Origin of the sequence: Marinimicrobium koreense, from assembly GCF_003762925.1 — a bacterium.
Taxonomy (GTDB): Bacteria; Pseudomonadota; Gammaproteobacteria; order Pseudomonadales; family Cellvibrionaceae; genus Marinimicrobium; species Marinimicrobium koreense.
In genome coordinates this window covers 1,271,996-1,292,817 of sequence record NZ_RJUK01000001.1, presented here as the reverse complement: position 1 = coordinate 1,292,817, position 20,822 = coordinate 1,271,996, and the positions used below count along the sequence as shown (strand labels likewise).

The following is a 20,822-nucleotide window of genomic DNA, read 5'->3' as shown; positions in this document are numbered from 1 at the left end:
CTACGCAGCCTGAGGAGTTTAAAATCGACGACCTCGACCCTCTCTATTTCTAACACGGTCTAATCCGGCACTGGCGGAGGGAGGGTGTCCCCCTTTGAGACCGTCGCCTGCCTGGATGGCAGGCGATCGAGCCCCCATGGATGGGTTTACGGCGTGTCTCAAAGGGGGACACCCTCCCGCAGCACTCCACGACGAAGTAACCAAACAAAAAAACGGCCCACCCCAAAAGGTGAGCCGTTTTCGGAATGTTCATCGGCATCCTTGCCGAACGTTCAATGCCTTACCAGAACCGCACGTAAATGAAGGCGGTGATGCCGAGAATGATAACGGTGTGGATGATATCCCACTTATCAATGCCGGCCTTGATTTCGGCGCGCTGTTCCTTACTGATCGACCCATAAGTCAGACCGGCCACCTGCTCGTCGCTGGCCTGACGGGTGAAGAAGCTCACCCCGATGACCAACAGTACAATGGCGATAAACAGGACCGAGCAGAAGTACAGCCAGTTCAGCTCGACCATGCCCATCCAGATACTGCCCTCGGGCAGGCTGTCTTCGAAAATGGTCAGCACCAGGCGCGTCATGCCGATCACGAAACCGGCGACCAGACCGGTGATACCGGCGGCGGGGGTGATCTTGCGGGAGAACACACCCAGCAGGAATACCGCGGCAATACCCGGTGCAATCAGCGATTGAACCAGCTGCAGATACTCATACAGCACATCGGCGATGGACTGCATGATCGGAATCCACAGAATACCCAGTGCAACCACCGCTACGGTGGCATAACGGCCCACTTTCACCAGATGCTGTTCGCTCGACTGGGGCTTGTACTTCTTGTAGAAATCGATGGTGAACAGGGTCGCCGAGGAGTTGAACAGCGAGGCCAGGGAGCTCATCAGCGCCGCGATCAGACCACCGATCACAATGCCCTTGATACCCGAGGGCAGTAACTCGGTTACCAGCGTGGCAAAGGCCTGGTCCGCACTGGCCAGGTTGATCTGGCCCTGCTCGTGCAGTGCGTAGGCGATCATGCCCGGGAACAGGAAGATGAATACCGGCAGCAGCTTCAGGTAACCGGCGAAGATGGTACCGCGACGGGCGGCCTGAATGCCTTTGGCGGTCAGCACACGCTGAACAATGTACTGGTCAGTACACCAGTACCACAGACCGATGATGATGGAGCCGCCGATCACGCCCAGCCAGGGGAATTCCGGGTCGTCCAGTGGCCGCATCAGGCTCATACGTTCGGCGTTGATGCGCTCCAGCTCTTCCATGCCGCCGACTTTGTCCATGCCCACAAACAGGATCACCAGGGAGCCCAGGATCAGGATCGGCGTCTGAATGACCGAGGTGACGAGAATGGCCTTCATGCCACCGGCGACGGTGTACAGGCCGGTAACCAATACCAGGCCCATAGCGGCAATCCAGAAGAAGTCGATGCCCCAGAGGGAGTCGATGCCCAGTACGGTTTTCAGCACCACACCACCGGCGTAGACCGTGACCGACACTTTGGTCAGAACGTAACTGATCAGGGAGATGAACGAGAGGAAGGTGCGTGAGCTACTGGAGTAACGGCGCTCCAGGTACTCGGGCATGGTGTAGACCTTGGCGCTCCAGTAAAAGGGCGCAAACACCCAGCCGAGAATGATGATAATCCACGACTGCAGCTCCCAGTGAGCCATGGCCATGCCCGTCTGGGCGCCGGCGCCCGACAGGCCAACCAGATGCTCGGAACCGATGTTGGAAGCGAAAATGGAGGCCCCGATTACCAGCCAGCCCGCGTTGCGGCCCGCCAGAAAGTAATCGGTGGTGTCTTTTTCCTTCTCCATGAAGGACCAGACCACTACCCCAAGAAGAATCAGGAAGAACAGGCCGAGAACGGCCCAGTCCAGACCACTGAATGGAATCATCGTTATCTACCACCCTGGTTTTTTTAGGCTAAGAGTTAGCGTTATTGGATGGCTCCCAAGAAAGGAACCTACTTATTAAAGTATTATCATATCATTTAAAGCGGCGGTCTGAGAATCACCGATTGCGCCGGAATCGGTAAATTTACGGGTCGACGTCGAACAAAGCGCTGATATCCCGCTCGTAGGCCCAGCGCAAAATCTCGTCCACCTCGTTGTCGAGCGCTTTGATCGGGCTGGCGACCTGATCATACTGACGGGCCTGAAGTATCTTGTCGAGAAGGCCGCTGATCCGCTTCAGTCGGGGTACGCCACAGTAGCAGCAGCTACCGTAAAGTCGGTGCACCAGCTCTTCGAGCTGCTCGAAATCCTGGTTGTCGAAGGCCTGGTTGATGGCATCCCGCTCACCGCTCAGGTTCTTGATCAGCATTTCCAGCATGTCCCGGGCCAGGGTTGGCTTGTGGTTGGCGAGCTTGAGGCACAGGGGAATGTCCACCGGGCTGGGCTGTTCATCCTCTGCCAGTTCAATGGCGGGCAGCCTGGGTTGGGTCGGCGTGCCGTGAACCGGGCCCTCCACGGCCTGACGCCCATTGAGCGGCACCCAGCGATTGACGATATGGGCCAACTGGTTTTCGCTGACCGGCTTGCTGACGCAGTCGTCCATCCCGGCGATCAACAATTCTGCTTTCTGCTCGGTCATGGAGTGGGCGGTGAGGGCAATAATCGGCGTGCGCCGCCGGGGGTGATCGATGCGCAGGCGTTTGGTGGTCTCAATGCCGTCCATGCCGGGCATCTGGATGTCCATGAAAATCAGGTCGAATTCCTGTTTCCGACACCACTCCATTGCTTCCTTGCCGCTGGTGGCCAATACCACCTCGGTGTTCAGACCGCGCAGCAGCTCTCCGGCCAGCTGCAGGTTGGCGGGGTTGTCATCGACCACCAGAATGCGGGCGGCGGGTTTGTCGCCGGCGTTCGGGCCTTTGCTCTGGGCGTCGCCCGGGCGCTTCAGGGGAATGTCCATCTGCCGCGCCAGGGTCTCCAGCAATGCCTCGTAGCTGATCGGTTTATTGATGAAAGTGGTGCTGCAGCTGTCCACGCCCTGGCGGAACAGGCGCTGGTGTGCCGGGGTGCAGCAGGCGACCAGAATGCAGTCGAATTCGCGGCGCAGCTGTTGGGTCAGGCTTTCCAGCAGGGGCGCCTGGAGCTTGCGCTCGCTCGGTGCGATATCCATGAACACCAGGCGAAACGCATCGTCCCGCTCCTGGGCTTTGCGCAGGGCCGGGAAAATATCGTGAATGGAGGAAATGGTGTCCGTGTCGGCCTGCCACAGATGCAGGAGTTGCTCCAGTTGGTGGCCGGAAGGGGGGTTGTCGCTGCAGATCAGGGCCCGCTCACCCAGTAGCAGACGTTCGGCCGGGGCGTCCGGCAAGCTCTTGTCGATACCCAGACGGGCGGTGAACCAGAACCGGGAACCCTGTTCGGGCTGGCTCTCCACACCGATTTCGCCCCCCATGCGCTCCACCAGTCCCTTGCAGATCACCAGGCCGAGTCCGGTGCCACCGTATTCCCGGGAGCTGGAGGTGTCGGCCTGGTTGAACGCGCTGAACAGCCGTTCTTTCTGTTCGGCGGTGAGGCCGATGCCGTTGTCACTGACGCTGACCTTGAGGGTGAGCTGGGTTTCCTGGCGGTTGATCAGGGCGGCATGCACGACAATGTTGCCCTGTTGGCTGAACTTGATCGCGTTGCTCACCAGGTTGGTCAGCACCTGTTTGAAGCGCAGCGGGTCACCGAGCAGGTGCAGCGGCAGGTTGTCGTCGAGCAGCGTTACCAGTTGCAGGTTTTTCTCGTGGGCATCCGGCGCCAGAATGTGTACCGCTTCCTCAACGACTTTGCGCAAGGGCAGGGGGACGTAATCCAGAGTCAATTTGCCGGACTCGATTTTGGAGAAGTCCAGAATGTCGTTGATCACGGTCAGCAGGTTCTGGGAGGAGTCCCGGATGGTCTCCAGGTACTCTTTCTGCTGTTCGTCCAGGTCGGTTTTCAGGGCCAGATTGGTGAACCCGAGAATGCCGTTGAGCGGGGTGCGGATTTCGTGACTGGTGTTGGCCAGGAATTCCGACTTGATCCGGCTGGCTTCCAGGGCCTCCTTGCGGGCCATGTTCAGCTCGATATTCTGGATCTCAATGGTTTCCAGGGTCTCGCGCAGGTCCTCGGTGGACTGGTCGATGTTCACCTGCATATCCCGGTGAGCCTGCTCCAGGGATTCGGCGGTATCGTTCACCGCTCGGGCCAGCTCGTCCAGCTCACGGCTTTCCATACTCGGTAGACGACGGTCCATCTGGCCGCGGGCCATGCCCTGGATCGTTTCCCGGATCTGGTTCAGTGGGCGGGTCAACCGCTTGTAAAGACGGGTGGAGAACCAGGCACACAGCGCCAGGCATACCAGCGTCAGTACCAGGGTGATCAGGATGGTCTGGTAACGCAGTACCAGAAACGGTGAGGCCAGCAGCTCCACCTCAATCCAGCCGGGCGATGGCGCGCCGTTCCGGCCCGGGACCGGATGGGCAAAGCGGATCGACTTGGGGGTTTCCCGCTGTTGGGGTTGGCTCAGATCCGCCGGTGCGGGATTGACCAGCGGCAGCATCCGAGGGCCGCTGTGAATGGTGGTGCCGCTGTCTTTGAGATACAGCTCGACGGCCCGGATATAGGGCTCTTCCAGAGAAGCCTCAATCACTGAGCGCAACAGATCCGGGTCATTTCGGCTCAGGGTTTCGGCGCTGATTTCGGCCAGTTTCTCACTCAGTGCGCCCCCGCGCTGGCTGACAAACTTGTTCAATTGCGCCAGATACAGGTAGGTCAGGGTGAAGGCGAGGATCAGGGTGACACCCAGGGCGGGGAAGAGTACCAGGCGCCATATCTGGGTTTTGATGTCGGTCAGTCTCATGGGGCTTGTTATCGTTTCCGTTCCGTGTGCGGCCAAGTCCGCTGGTTTGGTTTCACCTTAGCATATTCAGCGGTAGAATAGCGGGCTTTTGCGGGGTCTGTGAAGCGGTTCCCAGCCCCGTCCCATCGATGGTTATGGCGTTCAGATTATGGCGGTATCCCCTTTTCCCACGATTGAGTCCTGTGTTGGCAATACACCGCTGGTGCGCCTGCAGCGGCTGCCCGGCGACACCAGCAACGAGATCCTGGTCAAGCTCGAAGGCAATAACCCGGCGGGTTCGGTCAAGGACCGGCCGGCCCTGTGGATGATCCAGCAGGCTGAGGCCCAGGGATTGATCCAGCCGGGCGATACCCTGATCGAGGCCACCAGCGGCAACACCGGCATTGCCCTGGCAATGGTGGCGGCGATCAAAGGGTATCGGATGATCCTGATCATGCCCGATAACAGCACCCAGGAGCGCAAGGACGCCATGACGGCCTACGGCGCCGAGCTGATTCAGGTGACCGAGGAGGAGGGCATGGAAGGTGCCCGCGATCTGGCGCTGAAGATGCAGGCCGAAGGGCGTGGTCGGGTACTCGATCAGTTTGGCAACGCCTCCAACCCCCAGGCCCACTACGAGACCACCGGCCCGGAAATCTGGCGTCAGACCGACGGGCGGATCACCCACTTCATCAGCTCCATGGGGACCACGGGGACCATCATGGGGTGCTCCCGCTATTTCAAGGAACAGAATCCGAACATCGAAATCATTGGCCTGCAGCCGGATGAAAACGCCAAAATCCCGGGGATTCGCCGTTGGCCGGAAGCCTATCTGCCGAAAATCTACGACGCGTCCCGGGTCGACCATATCGTCAATATGCCCCAGCAACTGGCGGAAGAGACCATGCGGGCCTTGGCCCGTCAGGAGGGCATTTTTGCCGGGGTCTCTTCCGGCGGTTCGGTGGCGGCGGCGCTGGAGTTGAGCCGACAGGTCAGCAATGCGGTGATTGTGGCCATCGTCTGTGATCGGGGCGATCGCTACCTGTCGTCCGGCGTATACCGGGCATGAGCCGCCGGCCACCCGCGCGTCCCGGCCGGCGAGCCCGCTCGGGGCGCAAACCCCGGTTTCAAGCCAGACATCTGCCCGATGCCCTGACCGTGGAGCGCCTGAGCCACGACGGCCGGGGCATTGTCCGCTGGCAGGGCAAGACGCTGTTTGTCGCCGGCGCTCTACCGGGGGAATCGGTCCGCGTGCTCCTGGAAGGGGAGCAGAGCCGGTACGCCGAGGGCTCCGCCGCCGAAGTGCTCGCGCCGGCACCGGAACGGCAAACCCCGCCCTGTCCGCATTTTCAGGAGTGTGGCGGCTGTCAGTTGCAGCACGTGCGGCCCGATGCGCAGCTCGCCTTCAAGCAGCAGGCCCTGCTGGACCAGTTGTCCCGGTGGGGTGGCGTTGTACCGCGCCAGGTTGCACCCGCTATCGAATCTCCCAGTGAGGGCTATCGCCATCGGGCCCGTCTGGGTGTCTGGACAGACAAGCGCGGCCAGGTCACGCTCGGGTTTCGTCGTCGGGGCCAGCGGGAGCTGGTGAGTATCGGGCACTGCGATGTGTTGGCACCGGAACTCAATGCCGTGATTGAACCCTTGAATCACTGGCTGTCCGGGTTGCAGGCGCGCGGCGCCATCAGTCATATCGAGCTGATTCTGGCGAGTGAAGGGCCAGCGCTGGTACTTCGGGAAATCAAAACCCTGAAAGACGCTGACCGGGAGGCACTGGTGAGCGCGCTGCCCAGCGTCCCGCCGGAGCGGATCTGGCGCCAGATCAACGACCAGAGCACGCTACTCACCCTGGGCGGAGAGCCCTGCGATCCCCGACTGAGCTACGAGCTGCCTGAGTTCGATCTCAACCTGGCGTTTCATCCTCAGGACTTCACCCAGGTGAATGCCGGGGTCAACCGCCGCATGGTTCGCCAGGCAGTAGACTGGTTGGCGCCAGGGCCCGGAGAACAGGTGCTGGACCTGTTTTGTGGCATCGGCAACTTTACGCTACCCTTGGCCCGCTCCGGCGTCCGGGTATTGGGGCTGGAGGGGGCCGCCAGCATGGTGAGCCGGGGCGAGGAGAACGCCCGGCACAATCATCTGGAGGCGACCTTCGCTCAGGCCAACCTGGCCGATCCCAGCCCCGCCATGCGCCGCCGTTGGGGTAAGCCGGATGCGGTGCTGATTGACCCTCCGCGGGATGGCGCGCGCGAGGTATTGGACACAGTGATAAAACTCCGGCCGGGCCGTCTGGTCTATGTGTCCTGCAATCCCGCCACCCTGGCGCGGGATGCCGCCGAATTGGCCAAGTCGGGTTATGACTTGCAATCCGTCGGCGTGCTGGATATGTTCCCGCACACCGAGCATGTGGAATCCATGGCGCTGTTCGAGCGCCGCTAACACCGACAGGACGATCTCCGGGCTTTTTGACGGTCGGGGGGCGAGGGTGAACAAGACCGATGGTAAAAGTTCGAGAAGACCATCCCGTTGCCGACGACGGCACCATTGACATTGAGGCCTGGCTTGAGCGATTGCCCGGGGCGGCGGAGCGCTCAGAAGAAAGCCAAGTTCAGCTGCGCCGGGCCTGCGCCCTCAGTGCCGAAGCTGACCGGGTAAACACTCAGGTCGAGTATGACTGGGGCAGCAGTTGTCTGAGTATCGGGCTGGATATGGCCGAGTTGCTGGCGGATCTGCAACTGGATCAGGACACCCTGGTGTCGGCCATTCTCTACCGGGCGGTGCGCGAAGAACGCCTCACCCTTGAGGCCGTCCAGAAAGCCTTTGGCGAGACGGTGGCCAAGCTGATCAAAGGCGTATTGCGCATGGCCGCGATCAGCTATCAGCGTGGCGACGGTGACGAGCGGGTGTTCGGTCGGCAATCCGAAGAGCAGGCGGAAAATATCCGCAAGATGCTGGTGGCCATGGTCGATGATGTGCGCGTGGCGCTGATCAAACTGGCCGAACGCACCTGCGCCATACGCGCGGTCAAGGACGCAGGCTCCCAACGGCGGCGACAGGTCGCCCGGGAAGTGGCGGACGTCTACGCCCCCCTGGCCCATCGGTTGGGCATTGGCCACATCAAGTGGGAACTGGAAGACCTGGCCTTTCGCTACCTGGAGCCGGCGGATTACAAGCGCATTGCCACACTGCTGGATGAACGGCGGCTGGCGCGCCAGGAATATATCGACAATGTCCTGAGAGTGTTGCGCGATGAGCTGAAAGACGCCCATATTGACGGTGAGGTCACCGGCCGGGCCAAGCATATCTACAGCATCTGGCGGAAAATGCAGCGCAAGGGCATCAGCTTCTCCCAGGTGTACGACATTCGGGCCGTACGCATACTGGTACCCACCGTGCGCGACTGCTACACGGTGCTGGGTATCGTGCACAGTCAGTGGCGCAACATCCCCCACGAATTTGATGACTACATCGCCTCACCCAAGGAGAATGGCTACCGTTCACTGCATACTGCGGTCATTGGTCCAGACAACAAAGTATTGGAAATTCAGATCCGCACCTTCGCCATGCACGATGAAGCGGAGTTGGGGGTGTGTGCCCACTGGCGGTACAAAGGTACCGATACCGATGCCAGTGAAAAAAGCTACGAGCAGAAAATTGCCTGGCTGCGTCAGGTGCTCGAGTGGCACGACGAGTTGGGCGGCGACGGCCAGCCGCTCAAGGAAGGCCTGCGCGCGGTGGATCAGGATCGCATCTACGTGTTTACCCCGGAAGGCCACGTGGTGGATCTGCCCAAAACCGCCACGCCGCTGGACTTTGCCTACCGCATTCACACCGATGTGGGCCATCGCTGTCGCGGTGCCAAGGTCAACAACCGTATTGTGCCCCTGAACTATCATCTGAATACCGCCGATCAGGTGGAAATTCTCACCGGCAAGCGGGAGGCGCCCAGCCGGGATTGGCTGTCGCCGGCACTGGGCTATATCAACACCGCCCGGGCCCGGGCCAAGGTGCAGCACTGGTTCAAGGTGCAGGCCCGGGATCAGAACATTGCCGAAGGGCAGGCGCTGTTGGATCGGGAATTCAAACGGTTGGCGCTGCTGGATCTGGATTTCGAAGCCCTGGCCAACAAACTGAATATGCAGAGTCTGGACGACCTCTACGCCGCCGTAGGCGCCAGCGATATCGGTGTCGGCCAGGTGTTGAGCGCCGCTCAGCGACTGCTCAAGGCATCGCGCCCGGAAGAGCTGGTCATCCCGTTCAAGGCCAAATCCGGCAAGCGCAAGAAAGATTCGGATGTCTACATCGAAGGTGTGGGCAACCTGCTCACCCAGATTGCCAGTTGCTGTAACCCGGTTCCCGGGGATGCCATTACCGGCTACATAACCCTGGGTAAAGGCGTGTCCATTCACCGACAGGATTGCAGCAACATTCTGCAGCTTCAGGCCGATGAGCCCCAGCGGATCATCAAGGTGTCCTGGGGTGAGACGCCGCAGAGTAGCTACTCTGTGGATATCATCATCGAAGCCTACGACCGTCAGGGTCTGTTGCGGGACATCACCACACTGCTGGACAGCGAGCGTATCAACATCAGCGCCATGCAGACGCTGTCCGACAAGCGTAAAAACACCGTGGATATGCTGGTCAGCGCCGAGATTCGCAGCATCGACGAACTCAGTCGGATTCTCACGCGCCTCAACCAGCTCCCCAACATCGCCTCGGCCCGCCGCAAACACTGAGTGTTGGCACCGAAGCGACCCGTAGGGCGGATAAGGCCAACGGCCGCATCCGCCGCAACCCAAACACTCGGGACCATCACGATCATGCCTCACACTATAGACGACTTACTCTATCTCATGTCCCGCCTGCGCGAGCCCAACACCGGCTGTCCCTGGGACCTGAAACAGTCCTACCGCACCATCGCCCCCTCCACCCTGGAAGAGGCCTACGAAGTGGTGGACACCATCGAGCGGGGCGACTATGACCACCTGCGCGAAGAGCTCGGAGACCTGCTGTTTCAGGTGATTTTCTACAGCCAACTGGGCAAGGAAGAGGACCGCTTTGATTTTGGCCAGATCGTCGATGGCCTGGTGAGCAAACTGATTCGCCGTCACCCGCACGTCTTCCCCGATGGCACCCTGGACAGTCGTGTGGACGACCAGTCCTCATTGCCGGCGGATGTCAAACAGCGCTGGGAGGCCATCAAACAGCAGGAGCGGGAAGAGAAGGGCGTGCAGGGTGTACTCGACGATGTGCCCCTGAATCTCCCGGCCCTCAGCCGCGCGGCCAAGCTGCAAAAACGTGCCGCCAACGTCGGCTTCGACTGGCCGGACGTCCGCGGTCCCCTCGGCAAAATCCGGGAGGAGACCGACGAGTTGACAGAGGCGCTGGAGGCTGGCGACCAGGCACACCTGACCGAAGAACTGGGCGATCTGCTGTTCGCCGTCACCAATGTCGCCCGCCACCTGAAAATCGACCCCGAAGCGGCCCTGCGTCAGGCCAATCGCAAATTCGAGCAGCGCTTCCGCTACGTCGAACAGAATGCCGAGGGAAATTTGAACGATCACTCCCTCGAAACCCTCGATACCCTCTGGAACCAAGCCAAAACCCAGGCGTAAGGTCGGTCGGATCGGTCCGACGCATCGGAGCGCACAGCGCGTAATCCGACAATCCCAACCCGTTCCCCACCATGTCGGCTTATGGCCTTCGGCCTAAGCCGACCTACTAACCCCTTCGCAGCGCCACCTTATGACCTTGGCGCTGAAATCCGCCTTCTTCTTATAAACAAAAACTCTGTGACCACTCCAATGAAATCGGTTAACCTCCAATCCGTGAACTACAATAAAAGTGATGGAATCTCGGCCAGGAGAAGTAACGGTGAATTGGCAAGACGTCCAACCGGATTCGATGGACCGGAGCACCAGCTCCATCAAAATCCACGTCTCCGAGCTCAGAGTCGGCATGTTCGTCTCCAAACTCGACCGGGATTGGCTCGAGACGCCGTTCCTGGTGCAGGGCTTTATGATCGAAGGCCCGGAAGATGCCGACACCGTGGCTGAATACGCCGAGTATGTCTGGATCGACGCCGTGCCGACGAATTGGCGGCCCCCGGAACAGCGCACTGGCCTGAAAGCCGCCATTCGCCCGAAAGCCACCTACATCAACAAAGTCTCCGCTCGGGAAGAGCACGGCCAGGCGATCAAGGTGTTTCGCCAGGCCCGCCAGCTCACCAAAACCCTGGTTGACGACATTCGACTTGGGGGTGCCATCAATACCGAGCAGGCCAAAGCCACGGTTCGGACCTGCGTCGACAGCATCCTGCGCAACCCCGATGCGCTCCTGTGGATGACCAAGATCCGCAATGAAGACGAATACACCGCCGAGCACTGCCTGAACGTCTGTATTCTGGCCATCGCCTTCGGGCGGCACCTGGGCATGGAAGAGACCGATCTGGAAAAGCTGGGCTTGTGCGGTCTGCTCCACGACGTGGGCAAAATGCGCGTGCCGTTGGACATCCTGAACAAGGCCGGTGCCCTCACACCCAAAGAGTTCAATATGATCCGGGCCCATACCGTGCACGGACGCAACCTTTTGCTGTCTACGCCGGGCATTTTCAGCGTGGTGGTGGACGTGGCCTACACCCACCACGAACGCATCGACGGCACCGGTTATCCGCGCAAACTGCCGGCGGAAAAAATTTCCCGCTTCGCCCGCATCATTGCGCTGGTAGACGCCTACGATGCCATGACCGCCAACCGCTGTTACGCGGAGGCGATACCGACCACCGCCGCGCTGAAAAACATTTACAAGGATCGCGGCACCCACTTCGATGAGAAGCTCGCCCTGGAATTCATCAAAAGCATCGGCCTCTATCCCCCGGGCACCATCGTACAGCTGCGCAACGAGCTGGTGGGTATCGTGCTGGAAACCAGTCAAAAATACCGCCACCTGCCCAAAGTCATTCTGATCAAGCGAGGCGAGCGACCACTCAAAAAAGAGCAGGTCATCAACCTGGCGGATGTGGAACGGGGTCATTTGAAAGAAGACTTTCTGATTCAGCGGGCGCTTAAAGATGGCACCTACGGCATCAGTGTGGCCGAATATAGGGAGAAGGGGCTGGTGTTTCGGACGGCGTCTTGATGTCGCCTGAGGTCAGTATGTTCACCATGTATTGGCACAGTTTCAGGTAAAGCACTCTGGTGCTATCCTTCCTGGGTCTTCAGAGGGATTGCCCAAAATGTCCAAGAATAACGGTCTTGTCCGAGTGCTCAGGGTGGTGATGCCCGCCGTGGCGGTTGTTTGTCTTGTCGTGTTGCCGCCCTGGGATATCGTCTGGGCATGGTTGAAGCCTTTGCCTGACTCGGTGCAAGAACAAGTGGAGGGTGCCCCCGGACATGGGCTCGACGGCATCATCGTCTATGTTGACAAAGTAGGGCAGAAACCTGCCCTCTACGCTGCGGGTTGGAAAAATCGAGAAAACAGAATCCCCGCAGACCCGCGTGCGTTATTTAAAATTGCCAGTATCGGCAAGCTGTACGTAGCCGCCGCAGCCTCTAAGCTGGTGGCTGATCAACGATTGTCACTGGATGATACGCTAGCCGAGCACTTCCCGGAGCTGGTGGGCCGGGTAGAGAACGCGGACACCATCACCCTCAAGATGATGCTGCAACACCGAAGTGGCATTCCTAACCTGACGGATCACCCCGATTTTCCCTGGGGGGACCCACCGAAGAGTCCTGAGGCAGCGCTGAAGTATGCGCTGGATCAGCCGGCGGACTTCGAGCCAGGTCAAAGCTATGCCTACTCAAATACCAACTACTTGTTGATATCCGAGTTGCTTGACCGCACGCTAGGGTACAGCCACCAGCGATTTATCAAAGAGGAAATCCTGACACCTCTCGGCCTGACCCATACCTTTGGCTCGTTGAAGGAGGTTGATCTGGATGAAGTGATGAGTGGGTACGCGGTGGGCTGGGAGCATGACGTTAAGGAAAACAATCATGGTTCAATGCTGGCCACGGCAGAGGACGTCGGTATTTTCCTGCGTGCCTTGAATGACGGATCCTTGCTGACTGAGCAGGAGCAGAGTATTTATTCCTCTGTTTACGTCTATGAACACACTGGGCTGGTGCCTGGTTACCAGAGTATCGCTCGGTACCACGAAGATATCGACGCCGTCGTGGTGCAGTTCGTGAGTACCAACGGTGGGAATGCCTGGACCATTTCTGAGGTCATCTACAGTCGTATCATTAAAATATTAAGAGGCCAATAAAGCAGAGCGGGTTACCGCTCTGCTTCGTAGTAGAAAACGTCGGTAATTGGTCGTTCGAACACATGACTGATTTTGAAAGCCAGCTCCAGTGAGGGAGAATACTTGTTCTGCTCGATGGCGTTGATGGTTTGTCGGGTCACACCGACTCGTTCAGCCAGGGCCTTTTGTGAAAGCTCTCCATGATGAAACCGCAGAGTACGAATGTGATTACCAATGCCTGTGGACTTGCTTTTTTCGTCAGACTTCACCATGACATGCCCCAGCGGTAATGGTATAGCTGCACGGCGGTGTCAGCTATTTCTGACAGGACCAGGCTGAAAATCAGAATCTGTACCAGCCAAAAGTTACCGGTCAAGGTCACTGCCGCGGTTATCGCGCCAATAGCGCCGACGGCCAGTAGTATGGATTTGATTTTCGTTCCCCTGAGCGCGATAAGCTGGTCACGCTCATCTGACGGTTCTGGCTTTTCCAGGATCGCCAGCACGACCTGGCCGATAACACTAAGGATAATAATGGCGATGATGGTGCCCCCAATGAGCCAGACTTGGTGGTCGCTGACATCAGCGCCATGACCAGGTATGACCCGCACAAAGTAGTGCCCGTAAACCAGAATCAGGGCCAGTAACATAAGCCATTGGCTTTTCTCACGATAGCTGAGTGACATTTCGGTGTCCTCTATATTTGACGGAAAGTAAAATATATTGGACACCTTTAGTGATGTCAACTATTTTTTACATGTCTGGATTCTGTCCTCAGCCGAGTGATGGCGGCACTGTCTGGTTGGCCGAGATCAGCGGGTCATCGTATGGGCGGTATTCAATGGCCGCCACCCAATAAACCAGCTCCCCGTGTTCCGGGGTCCTTACCGCCACTTCATCGTCCACCCGCTTTCCGAGTAGCTGCCGGGCCAGTGGCGAGTCGACGCTGAGCTGCCCCTTGCTGAGATCAAACTCGTCCGGCCCGACGATCTGGTAAGTGCGCTCTTCACCGTCCTCATCTTCCAGCGTCACCCAGGCACCGAAGAAAATTTTGCTCCGGTCCTCAGGCAGGCGATCGACAATGGTCACGTTTTCCAGGCGTTTGCTCAGGTAGCGCACCCGGCGGTCGATTTCCCGCAGGCGTTTTTTGCCGTAGATGTAATCGCCATTTTCCGAGCGGTCGCCGTTTTTTGCGGCCTCGTGCACGGTCTGGGTGACCTGCGGGCGTTCAACCTTCCACAGTTGGGTCAGCTCTTCCTTGAGCCGGCGGGCGCCCGTCGGCGTGATGTAGGGCGAGCTTCGGGGGGCGGGGGGACGCCAGCGGCCCATACTCAGTGGATCTCCTTCAGGTGAGCGATGGGCACCGGTTCAATGTTGTCGGCTGGCGTGAAACCGAAAACCTGGCCATAAAAATACAGCTCGGCCTCCAGGGCTCGCTCGATGTTCGGGCCCTGGCGGAAACCGTGGCCCTCTTCGGGAAACAGTACCAGCGCGTTGGCGATGCCCTTGTCGGTCAGTGCCTTGACCATGGCTTCGGCCTGGTTGGGGGGAACGATCTTGTCCTCTTCACCCTGCAGGAAAATCACCGGGCACTGGAGTTGTTCAATGTGCCTGATCGGGGAGCGCTCCTGATACACGGCTTGCTGTGCGGGGTAGGGGCCCACCAGAGTGTCGAGGTAGCGGGATTCAAACTTGTGGGTATCCCGGGCCAGGGCTTCCAGATCGCCAATGCCATAGAGGCTGGCGCCGGCCTGAAAAGTGTCGCGGAAGGTGAGGGCGGCCAGCACTGTGTAGCCCCCGGCACTGCTGCCGCGAATGGCGCAGCGTTCCGGATCCGCCAGCCCCTGTTGCGCCAGGGCCTCGGCGCCGCTGCTTACATCGATCACATCGGTCACACCCCAGTTGCCCTTGAGTCGTTCGCGATAACGGCGGCCGTAACCGGTACTGCCACGGTAATTGACATCCAGCACGGCAAAACCGCGGCTGGTCCAGAACTGGATTTTAAGGTTCAGGGCAGTCTGGGTGGCGCCGGTGGGGCCGCCGTGGCACATCACCAGCAGCGGCGGGCGTTCGCTTTCCGGTGCCACAAAGTCGGGATTGTGGGGCGGGTAATAGAAACCGTGCGCCTCTTCGCCATCGGCGGTTTCGAAGGTCATGGGTTCCGGGTTGGACAGGTAGTGATGGTCCGGGTCCGTTGACGCTGAACGGGCCAGCGGCACCAGCGCCTCGGTGCCCTCGGGGCGGAAAGCCCAGAGGCAGGTGTTGTGCTGCGCGTTGGCCCCCAGAAACAGGCCCTTGCCGCCGCCACAGCGGACCGAGCTGATATCGGTCATGCCGGTCTCGATCCGGGTCAGGCTGCCGTGGGTCAGGTCCAGTCGCGCCAACAGCCAATAGCCTTCCTGGGTGTAGGTGCACAGTACGGTATTGGGGCCGAGAAAATCGTAAGTGGACATGCCGAACACCCACTGGGGCGTGGCAAACTCCGCGTCCAGGTGGCACAGGGTTTCCGCATCCTCCCCGGTCCAGCGGTACAGGTTCCACCAGTTGTTGCGATCCGAGACAAAATACAGCTCACCATCCGGGGCCCACTGCGGCTGAAACACTGACTCGTCCTCGCCCCCGGCGATCATCCGGACATTCTTCAGTGCCCCATCCTCGGATACCTCCGCCAGATGGCACTCGGTGCTGTCCCAGGGCATATTGGGGTGATTCCAGCACAGGTAGCAGAACTGGGTTCCATCGGGGCTCAGGCGCGGGTTGCTGTAAAAATCCGCACCGGAGGCAAGCACCCGGGTTTCGCCACTGCTGTCCAGTGCGATGGCGACAATCTCCGCTTTCTCCTCGGTACCGCTGTCGGTGTGACCTTCACGCACACAGATCAGACGCTGACGCTCGCTATCCAGTGTGAGGTCGGCATAGCGATAATCGCCTTCCGGGGAGATAGCGGTGAGCTCTTTGCCGATGAGCCGATAGATGCGTTGATCGCTGTCGAGTACGCAGTAGACGACGCCGTCCTGCACGCAGTAGCTGCCGCCGCCGTATTCGTTGGCGCGGGTGCGTACGCTGTGGGGATGGGGGGTAACATCCTGGCGCAGGCCCTGGGCGTTGAGCCGCACGAGTACGCTGCGGCCTTTTTCGCTGGGGCGGGATTCGAGCCAGTAGATGTCGTCGCCGTCGATGGCGGGTTCGCTGAGGCGGACGGTGCCCTGGGTGAGGGTCTGGGCTTTGATGGGCGAGGCCCAACTTCCGTAAGGGGCGGTGGTAGCCATAGGAGTCCTGTCGCGGTTGGTTGAGTCGTTCGGTGGGTGGTCGTGGACAACCCCTAACCAAACGGTGACAATGCCTTCATTGTCAGTGATCGTTGGCGGTTTATCAATGTGGTTCGGTTTTGTGACTTCGAGGTTCTTGGAGCGTCCGGCCTCGGCAAGGTGAACCCTTTGGAGACCCGCCGTGAATACATCCCTGTAGGCTTCTCGTCGGCTCCCTGCCTCCGAGAGTCTCCAAAGGGTTCACCTTGCCGAGGCCTACGTGCCAACCGATGAGCTTCATACTGTCTGTCTCCACTGGTTGAGACGTTACTGCAGGATTTCAGGTTGGCACTGAGGCGGGCAGGCGGTATACCGGTTCGAGACTCTCGGAGACATGGATGTCGACGAGAAGCCCCCATGGATGGGTTCACGGCGGGTCTCGAACCGGTATACCGCCTGCCCGCCGGACTCAATGTAAAGACAACACTTTCACAGTAACTGAGATGCCCTTAAAACAGTCCATCCAAACACTTCCAGAAGACCGTCGCTATTGCGTCGCGCTCAGTGGTGGGTTGGATTCCAGCGTGTTGCTGCATGCGGTGGCGCGTCGGTGTTCGGAGGTGCGGGCGGTGCATGTTCATCATGGCTTGTCTCCTAATGCCGACCAATGGCAGCGTCACTGCGAAACACTGTGTGAACAGCTCGGCGTGCCTTTGGACGTGGTGACCGTCGATGTTCGGAAAGACGGCAAGGGACTGGAAGACGCCGCGCGTGAAGCGCGTTACCAGGCGTTCATTCAACAGCTCCAGCCCGATGAAATACTGCTCACCGCCCACCACGGGGACGATCAGGTGGAAACCCTGCTGATGCGCCTGGGGCGCGGATCCGGGGTTCGGGGGTTGGCGGGGATGGCGGCGCGGCGGCCGTTGGGAGCGGGGGAGCTCTGGCGTCCGCTGCTGGGCGTTAGCCGGAGTGAGCTTGAAGATTATGCCCGCAGTCACCGCTTATCCTGGATTGAGGATGAGAGCAACGACGACCTGCAATTTGATCGCAACTTTCTCCGCCACCGGGTCATGCCCACGTTGCGGGAGCGCTGGCCGCATCTGGTGGATAGTTGGGGGCAGAGTGCGGCGCTGTGCGCCGAGTCCGAGGTACTCCTGGAAGAATACGCGCGGGAGGACTTGGCGCGTCTGACCCCTGAGTCTGCCGATCCGCACGCTGCTGCGGGGTGGGTGCTCAGTCTTCCGGGGTTACAGGGCCTGTCGCCGGCGCGGCGCCATCAGGTGCTGCGGGTCTGGTTCAGGGAGCGTGGGGTGCCGGGGTTGAATCGTGATCGGTTGGCGGAGGTCGACCGCCAGTTGATTGACGGGCGGGAGGACGCCGGGGCGTGTGTGGCCTGGGAGGGCTGGGCGTTGCGGCGGTTTCGTCAGGGCCTGTACTTGCTGAACGGTACCCCGCTTGAGGCCCCTCTGCCTTCGCAGCCTATCCCCGTGGAATTGAGCGGATCGGGGCGGGTGGTGTTGCCGGGGGGCGCTGTTTTGGTCTTTGAAAGGGACGATTTCGGCGGCAATGGTTCCCGCCTGGCGGCGGGGCTGACGGAGCTCTCGATTCGGTGGCGTCAGGGGGGTGAACGCTGTCAGCCTGAGGGGCGGGCCCACTCACAGACCCTGAAGAAGCTGCTGCAGGAGTACGCCCTGGCCCCTTGGTGGCGGGCCAGGCTGCCACTGATTTACAGCGGCGAGACTCTGGTGGCCGCCGGGGATCTGTGGGTCTGCAAGGGCTTCTCGGCGGCCCCGGGCCAGCCGGGCTACCGCCTGAGGTGGTACAACTTTTGATTGAGGCTATCCCGCCTTTCTGGTACTCTGGCGCCCCGTCCTGAAGAGAAATACCCCAACGACAAGCACAGCGTTGGCGTCCGGTATTTGTCTGTCCCTCGATCGTACTGAACAAGGTTTTACATGACGCGATATATTTTCGTTACCGGTGGTGTGGTTTCGTCTTTGGGCAAGGGTATTGCCTCGGCTTCTCTGGCGGCAATTCTCGAGTCTCGGGGCGTGAACGTCACCATCATGAAGCTGGATCCCTACATCAATGTGGATCCGGGTACCATGAGCCCTTTTCAGCACGGCGAGGTGTTTGTCACCGAAGACGGGGCCGAGACGGATCTGGATCTCGGGCATTACGAGCGCTTCATTCGCACCAAAATGACCCGTCGCAACAACTTCACCACTGGTCGCGTGTACGAAACCGTGCTGCGCAAAGAGCGCCGCGGTGACTACCTGGGCGGCACCGTTCAGGTGATTCCCCACATTACCGACGAAATCAAGCGCCGGATTATCGAAGGCGGCCGCGATGCCGATGTGGCGCTGGTGGAAATCGGCGGTACCGTGGGGGATATCGAGTCCCAGCCGTTCCTCGAAGCCGTGCGTCAGCTCAAAGTCGAGCTGGGCCCCAAGAATTCCATTCTGATGCACCTGACTCTGGTGCCCTATATTGCCACCGCCGGTGAGACCAAGACCAAACCGACTCAGCATTCGGTGAAAGAGCTGCGCTCAATCGGCTTGCAGCCCAATATTCTGCTGTGTCGCTCCGAGCGGGAAGTCGATGAAGACTCCCGCCGCAAAATTGCCCTGTTCACCAACGTGGATGAGCGCGCGGTGGTCCCGCTGCCGGATGCCGGTACCATTTACGCCATCCCGCGCATGCTGCACGAATTCGGTCTGGACGACATTATCGTCGAGCAGTTCGAGCTCGACTGCGGTCCGGCGGACCTGAGTGAGTGGGATCGCGTGGTGGATGGCAAACTGCATCCCGAGCATGAAGTCACCATCGCCATGGTCGGCAAGTACATGGAACTGCTGGATGCCTACAAGTCCCTGATCGAGGCGATGATTCACGCCGGCATTCATACTCGTACCAAAGTGAATATGCAATACGTGGACGCCGAACAACTGGAAGAGCAGGGCGACAGCCTGCTGCGCGAAGCGGATGCGATTCTGGTGCCCGGCGGTTTCGGTAACCGCGGGGTCGAAGGCAAGCTGATGGCGGTGCGCTATGCCCGCGAGAACAAGGTGCCGTACCTGGGTATCTGCCTGGGTATGCAATCGGTGGTGATTGAGTTTGCCCGCAACGTGCTGGGCCTGAAAAATGCCAACAGCACCGAATTTGATAAGCATACCCCGGATCCGGTGATCGGTCTGATTACCGAGTGGGTGGATAACAGTGGACGCCGCGAACAACGCGACGAAACCTCCGACCTGGGCGGCACCATGCGTCTCGGTGGTCAGGAGAGTCGTCTGGTGGCCGGCTCCAAGACCCGGGACATTTACGGTAAGGATGTGATTGTCGAGCGCCATCGGCATCGCTATGAAGTGAACAACAATTACGTGGACCAGCTGCAGAAAGCCGGCCTGCGCATCGGCGGATGGTCGGCGGACGATACCCTGGTGGAAGCGGTGGAGCTGCCGGATCATCCCTGGTTTGTCGCCTGCCAGTTCCACCCGGAATTCACCTCCACCCCGCGCGACGGCCACCCGCTGTTTACCAGCTTTGTCCGCGCCGCGCTGACCAACCAATCCTCCTGATCCGCCTCGCGGGCCCTGCGGGGCTCGCCAACGATAGAGTGAGAATGCTGTGACTGATCGAGATATTGCCATTGCCAAACTGACGGTGGGCAACCAACGTCCCTTTACCCTGTTCGGTGGCATGAATGTCCTCGAATCTCGGGACATGGCAATGCAGGTGGCCGAAGCCTACGTCAAGGTGACCGAAAAGCTGGGCATTCCCTATGTGTTCAAGGCCTCGTTTGACAAGGCCAACCGCTCTTCCATCCATTCCTTTCGCGGCCCGGGCATGGAAGAAGGCCTGAAGATTTTTCAGGAAATCAAAGACACCTTCGGTGTGCCGGTCATTACCGATGTGCACGAGCAGTATCAGTGTCAGCCGGTGGCGGAGGTCTGTGATGTGATTCAGTTGCCCGCCTTTCTGGCACGCCAGACCGACCTGGTGCAGGCCATGGCAAAGACCGGAGCGGTCATCAACATCAAGAAGCCCCAGTTTCTGAGTCCGGGCCAGATGAAAAACATCGTGGAAAAATTCCGCGAATGCGGCAACGACCAGATCATTCTGTGTGAGCGCGGCAGCAACTTCGGTTACGACAATCTGGTGGTGGATATGCTCGGCTTCCGCACCATGCGGGAAGTCAGCGGTGGGGCGCCGATTATCTTTGACGCCACCCACGCGCTGCAGTGTCGTGACCCGCTGGGCGAAGCCTCGGGTGGCCGCCGTCACCAGGTTGCCGAACTGGCCCGTGCCGGTATGGCCGTCGGCCTGGCGGGGCTGTTTCTGGAAGCCCACCCGGACCCGGACAACGCGAAGTGTGACGGTCCCAGCGCGCTGCCGCTGGAGAAGCTGGAGCCGTTCCTGGCCCAGATCAAAGCCATTGACGATGTGGTGAAGCAGTTGCCGCCACTGGATATTCAGTAACGAACGCAGTAAC

15 protein-coding genes are annotated in these 20,822 nt (G+C 59.8%); 9 read left to right on the top strand and 6 right to left on the bottom strand.

The features are described 5' to 3' along the window. Window positions 1-280 precede the first annotated feature (280 nt). On the bottom strand, window positions 281-1,912 hold the full coding sequence (locus EDC38_RS05550; RefSeq protein WP_123637647.1) for a sodium:solute symporter: 1,632 nt from the start codon (window positions 1,910-1,912) through the stop codon (window positions 281-283). 142 nt (window positions 1,913-2,054) lie between these two features. Beyond that, entirely contained in the window at window positions 2,055-4,853 is a 2,799-nt protein-coding gene (locus EDC38_RS05545) for a response regulator (RefSeq protein ID WP_123637646.1), read from the bottom strand. 148 nt (window positions 4,854-5,001) lie between these two features. On the opposite strand from EDC38_RS05545, the gene cysM reads away from it, so the two are divergent. From cysM to EDC38_RS05515, 6 genes are all read left to right on the top strand, one after another. Continuing rightward, on the top strand, window positions 5,002-5,901 hold the full coding sequence (cysM, locus tag EDC38_RS05540; RefSeq protein WP_123637645.1) for a cysteine synthase CysM: 900 nt from the start codon (window positions 5,002-5,004) through the stop codon (window positions 5,899-5,901). Continuing rightward, window positions 5,898-7,268, top strand: a complete 1,371-nt coding sequence (rlmD, locus tag EDC38_RS05535) for a 23S rRNA (uracil(1939)-C(5))-methyltransferase RlmD (protein ID WP_123637644.1) — start codon at window positions 5,898-5,900, stop codon at window positions 7,266-7,268. The genes cysM and rlmD overlap by 4 nt, the downstream gene beginning before the upstream one ends. Window positions 7,269-7,327: 59 nt before the next feature. Next, window positions 7,328-9,565, top strand: a complete 2,238-nt coding sequence (gene relA, locus EDC38_RS05530) for a GTP diphosphokinase (protein WP_123637643.1) — start codon at window positions 7,328-7,330, stop codon at window positions 9,563-9,565. A gap of 84 nt (window positions 9,566-9,649) precedes the next feature. Continuing rightward, a complete protein-coding gene (mazG, locus tag EDC38_RS05525) occupies window positions 9,650-10,444 on the top strand; it encodes a nucleoside triphosphate pyrophosphohydrolase (protein WP_123637642.1) in 795 nt (264 codons plus the stop codon). 259 nt (window positions 10,445-10,703) lie between these two features. Continuing rightward, a complete protein-coding gene (locus tag EDC38_RS05520) occupies window positions 10,704-11,966 on the top strand; it encodes a cyclic di-GMP phosphodiesterase (protein ID WP_342769061.1) in 1,263 nt (420 codons plus the stop codon). Window positions 11,967-12,063: 97 nt separating this feature from the next. Beyond that, window positions 12,064-13,098, top strand: coding sequence for a serine hydrolase domain-containing protein (locus EDC38_RS05515; RefSeq protein ID WP_123637641.1), 1,035 nt, complete (start codon window positions 12,064-12,066; stop codon window positions 13,096-13,098). An 11-nt stretch (window positions 13,099-13,109) separates the two neighbouring features. Here the strand turns inward: EDC38_RS05515 and EDC38_RS05510 are convergent, their stop codons facing one another. From EDC38_RS05510 to EDC38_RS05495, 4 genes are all read right to left on the bottom strand, one after another. Continuing rightward, the gene (locus tag EDC38_RS05510) at window positions 13,110-13,349 is read right to left on the bottom strand and encodes a helix-turn-helix transcriptional regulator (protein WP_123637640.1); all 240 of its coding nucleotides are present in this window, start codon (window positions 13,347-13,349) and stop codon (window positions 13,110-13,112) included. Continuing rightward, complete coding sequence (locus tag EDC38_RS05505) at window positions 13,343-13,762, bottom strand: hypothetical protein (RefSeq protein ID WP_123637639.1); 420 nt, start codon at window positions 13,760-13,762, stop codon at window positions 13,343-13,345. Before EDC38_RS05505 ends, EDC38_RS05510 begins: the two co-directional genes overlap by 7 nt. An 88-nt stretch (window positions 13,763-13,850) precedes the next feature. Continuing rightward, complete coding sequence (greB, locus tag EDC38_RS05500; RefSeq protein WP_123637638.1) at window positions 13,851-14,405, bottom strand: transcription elongation factor GreB; 555 nt, start codon at window positions 14,403-14,405, stop codon at window positions 13,851-13,853. Window positions 14,406-14,407: 2 nt separating this feature from the next. Then, window positions 14,408-16,345 carry a S9 family peptidase gene (locus EDC38_RS05495; RefSeq protein WP_123637637.1) on the bottom strand — a complete coding sequence of 646 codons (1,938 nt, stop codon included), beginning with the start codon at window positions 16,343-16,345 and terminating at the stop codon, window positions 14,408-14,410. A 482-nt stretch (window positions 16,346-16,827) separates the two neighbouring features. Between EDC38_RS05495 and tilS the strand changes: the two genes are divergently transcribed. The 3 genes from tilS (at window position 16,828) to kdsA (ending at window position 20,809) form a co-directional block, all read left to right on the top strand. Beyond that, a complete protein-coding gene (tilS, locus tag EDC38_RS05490) occupies window positions 16,828-18,159 on the top strand; it encodes a tRNA lysidine(34) synthetase TilS (protein WP_170162858.1) in 1,332 nt (443 codons plus the stop codon). A gap of 123 nt (window positions 18,160-18,282) precedes the next feature. Further along, window positions 18,283-19,908, top strand: coding sequence for a CTP synthase (locus tag EDC38_RS05485; protein WP_123637635.1), 1,626 nt, complete (start codon window positions 18,283-18,285; stop codon window positions 19,906-19,908). A gap of 49 nt (window positions 19,909-19,957) precedes the next feature. Beyond that, window positions 19,958-20,809 (top strand): 3-deoxy-8-phosphooctulonate synthase, encoded by an 852-nt coding sequence (kdsA, locus tag EDC38_RS05480; protein ID WP_123637634.1) that lies wholly within the window; start codon window positions 19,958-19,960, stop codon window positions 20,807-20,809. Window positions 20,810-20,822: the final 13 nt, after the last annotated feature.

Coding starts and splice junctions, on each gene's coding strand:
- EDC38_RS05550 (WP_123637647.1), bottom strand. CDS start 1,912: ATGATTCCATTCAGTGGTCTGGACTGGGCCGTTCTCGGCCTGTTCTTC.
- EDC38_RS05545 (WP_123637646.1), bottom strand. CDS start 4,853: ATGAGACTGACCGACATCAAAACCCAGATATGGCGCCTGGTACTCTTC.
- cysM (WP_123637645.1), top strand. CDS start 5,002: ATGGCGGTATCCCCTTTTCCCACGATTGAGTCCTGTGTTGGCAATACA.
- rlmD (WP_123637644.1), top strand. CDS start 5,898: ATGAGCCGCCGGCCACCCGCGCGTCCCGGCCGGCGAGCCCGCTCGGGG.
- relA (WP_123637643.1), top strand. CDS start 7,328: ATGGTAAAAGTTCGAGAAGACCATCCCGTTGCCGACGACGGCACCATT.
- mazG (WP_123637642.1), top strand. CDS start 9,650: ATGCCTCACACTATAGACGACTTACTCTATCTCATGTCCCGCCTGCGC.
- EDC38_RS05515 (WP_123637641.1), top strand. CDS start 12,064: ATGTCCAAGAATAACGGTCTTGTCCGAGTGCTCAGGGTGGTGATGCCC.
- EDC38_RS05510 (WP_123637640.1), bottom strand. CDS start 13,349: ATGGTGAAGTCTGACGAAAAAAGCAAGTCCACAGGCATTGGTAATCAC.
- EDC38_RS05505 (WP_123637639.1), bottom strand. CDS start 13,762: ATGTCACTCAGCTATCGTGAGAAAAGCCAATGGCTTATGTTACTGGCC.
- greB (WP_123637638.1), bottom strand. CDS start 14,405: ATGGGCCGCTGGCGTCCCCCCGCCCCCCGAAGCTCGCCCTACATCACG.
- EDC38_RS05495 (WP_123637637.1), bottom strand. CDS start 16,345: ATGGCTACCACCGCCCCTTACGGAAGTTGGGCCTCGCCCATCAAAGCC.
- tilS (WP_170162858.1), top strand. CDS start 16,828: ATGCCCTTAAAACAGTCCATCCAAACACTTCCAGAAGACCGTCGCTAT.
- EDC38_RS05485 (WP_123637635.1), top strand. CDS start 18,283: ATGACGCGATATATTTTCGTTACCGGTGGTGTGGTTTCGTCTTTGGGC.